We start from the raw sequence: 2,253 nt of genomic DNA on the forward strand, positions 1-2,253 counted from the left end.
CCCTCGAGCTTCTTCTCTCAGCCGGTGTATTTCTTGTCTCAATTCACGTTCTTTTTCTATCATATTGGCAGTCCTCCTTTTCTACTCGTAGATGTCATCAAGAACACTTAGTTTTTCAATGGACTCGTCCATTAGTCTGTCAATCACTTTACGGAGTGCCTGGACTTCGTTGTACTCTTCTTTCAGTTCCGTTAATTCATCCATGACTAACCCTAACAACATCTCTTGATCTATTGCGGAATCCTCTTTTTCAAATTCCCTAACATACTTCTTAAAAACATTAAGTGTCTGATCTACAAGCTGTTTTTTCTTACGGTTCATATGGACATGTAAAACTTGAGATGAAATTGCTAGCTCCCGTCCTATTTCTCCACGTTCCATTACCGTTGAAAGCTGTTCTTCTGAAATGTCCCACTTAGATTCGTTATCCTTACTTGCCTTTAAACGACCATCTTTAATCATGTTATAGATGGTTCTCTCATGTACTCCTAAAATCTTAGCTGCTTCTTTTACATTCATCGAAATCATTCTCCTTATGAAATTTTATCATCCATTTACTTTTAATTGATAATAATTCATGTTTGAAATATTGTCAAACTAAATTTCTCATATGATAAAATTTCATAAATAATTAACTTTGATCGCAAAAAAGACGGGAACCGCTATTGGGGATCCCGTCTTCTTTATCACTTTTTTCTATTCTACTAATCGCGGTTCATGTACAAATGCCTTTATATGGCGCTCTGAGCCTTCAATTGGTCGAACTATCAACGTCCGTTCCCCGAACTGTTCCCAGCAAAACGCAGTTGCTTTGTGGGTGTCTACAGCTTCGACAATACCAATCTGCTTATACGTGGGCGGTTCCATTGTCGGGAACGTTCCGATGGTAAATAGCTTAACTATCAATTTTGCCCCTCCTAAAATAACACGCGTCAATTTTAGGCTTAGTCAGACGCACAGAAACGCACTTTTTAGACGTTTTCTAGCTTCGGCAATAGTTTTATACCTTTCTTAGAAAGAAACGTCTCAGGATGGCGTAAAGAGCCCGAAACCAGCATAGTCTTACGTTACTGTAACGTTACACAACGAAATTTAAACTATCCGGTTATCCATATCTTATATTTTGACTAACTCATAAAATTCGATTAAGCATAGTTACACCTGGTTTTCACCATTTTGTAAAATCCAATTAACCTTAATAGCAAATATGAGTAACTCATGATCGGAATAGTTTTTGCCACCAGCTTTTTTTACGGTTTTCTTGCAGCTCGCGCAATACTCCCATAAGCTGCTGATCTCGCCGTTCGATATGTTCATCGATTCTCTTGTTCTGTTCTTCCATGGCTGCGGCTACTTCCTGGCGTATTTCTTCCCTTACAGCTTGTCTTATATCATTTATGAACTCAGTGGGGTTTGGGAAACGCTCCAGTGACGCTGTAGGTTGAAGCGCGGTCTCTCCGTCATCATTGGCGACGCTATGCGTCATCACGTTGAACCTAGCGGTTACTTGCTCAACGGCGTATTCCATTGAGTGCTTTTTATCAAGTAGTTCCTTCATGCTGCGTAACGCTGTAATGTCGCGTTCGAAGAACATACGCTTATCGTCATCTGCGCGTTTGAAGATGTAACCAGCAGCTTCTAATTTTATGCACCAGGTGCGAAGGGTGGACGTAGCTATGCCTATGCTACTGCTGACTTCTTTTGAAGTATATATGAACTCCATAGCGTCATTCATGCGTTTTCCACCCTTCTATTTATCAACTTAATAGTTTAAGTGTTTTACATAGGTATATCCGCTTAAATATCCTGATATGAATCCGGATTCCTCAAGACGCGCTGCGTATGATTCTAAACGATCAAACATTTCAGTCAGCATTTCTTTTTGTTCTTCCGTTGCCATCTCAAAAAGTGTAGAATATAACGTTCTAGCTTCATCAAATACGGCTTCTTGTTGCTCTGTGAGTTTTATGTGCCCTTGTTTTCTTAAATGATGCAGTGCCATTTCTTTAATAACTTCCGTCATGCCTGCTTCATACATTATTTCACCGAAAACGAGCTCTCCTCCAGCTGATTTTAACTCATTACGGTTTTCAACGATAATATCAAACAATTCTTCGTTAGAAGCCATACCAATAACTTTAGTCATATTAATCTCTCCCTTGTCTGTGTTAACCGACAGGTGATAGACTTTGTATGAATATCCCTTGTCGGGTATTTCGAACAACACTCCTACAACTGTCCAAGGTCTAGGGG

At 39.6% G+C, this 2,253-nt stretch carries 4 protein-coding genes; all 4 read right to left on the reverse strand.

The features are described 5' to 3' along the window. Window positions 1-81 precede the first annotated feature (81 nt). A complete protein-coding gene (locus H580_RS0114450) occupies window positions 82-519 on the reverse strand; it encodes a helix-turn-helix domain-containing protein (RefSeq protein WP_028595406.1) in 438 nt (145 codons plus the stop codon). A gap of 177 nt (window positions 520-696) precedes the next feature. Next, the gene (locus tag H580_RS0114455; protein WP_028595407.1) at window positions 697-906 is read right to left on the reverse strand and encodes a hypothetical protein; all 210 of its coding nucleotides are present in this window, start codon (window positions 904-906) and stop codon (window positions 697-699) included. A 310-nt stretch (window positions 907-1,216) separates the two neighbouring features. After that, on the reverse strand, window positions 1,217-1,735 hold the full coding sequence (locus H580_RS25550) for a MerR family transcriptional regulator (RefSeq protein ID WP_028595408.1): 519 nt from the start codon (window positions 1,733-1,735) through the stop codon (window positions 1,217-1,219). Window positions 1,736-1,762: 27 nt separating this feature from the next. Next, window positions 1,763-2,253: hypothetical protein (locus H580_RS0114465; protein ID WP_211224413.1), on the reverse strand; the 491-nt coding region annotated here is incomplete at its 5' end.

The organism is Paenibacillus assamensis DSM 18201 (assembly GCF_000422445.1).
Taxonomy (GTDB): Bacteria; Bacillota; Bacilli; order Paenibacillales; family Paenibacillaceae; genus Paenibacillus_B; species Paenibacillus_B assamensis.

Bases quoted from the DNA above. Each gene is read 5' to 3' on its own strand.
- H580_RS0114450 (WP_028595406.1), bottom strand. From the start codon at position 519: ATGAATGTAAAAGAAGCAGCTAAGATTTTAGGAGTACATGAGAGAACC.
- H580_RS25550 (WP_028595408.1), bottom strand. From the start codon at position 1,735: ATGAATGACGCTATGGAGTTCATATATACTTCAAAAGAAGTCAGCAGT.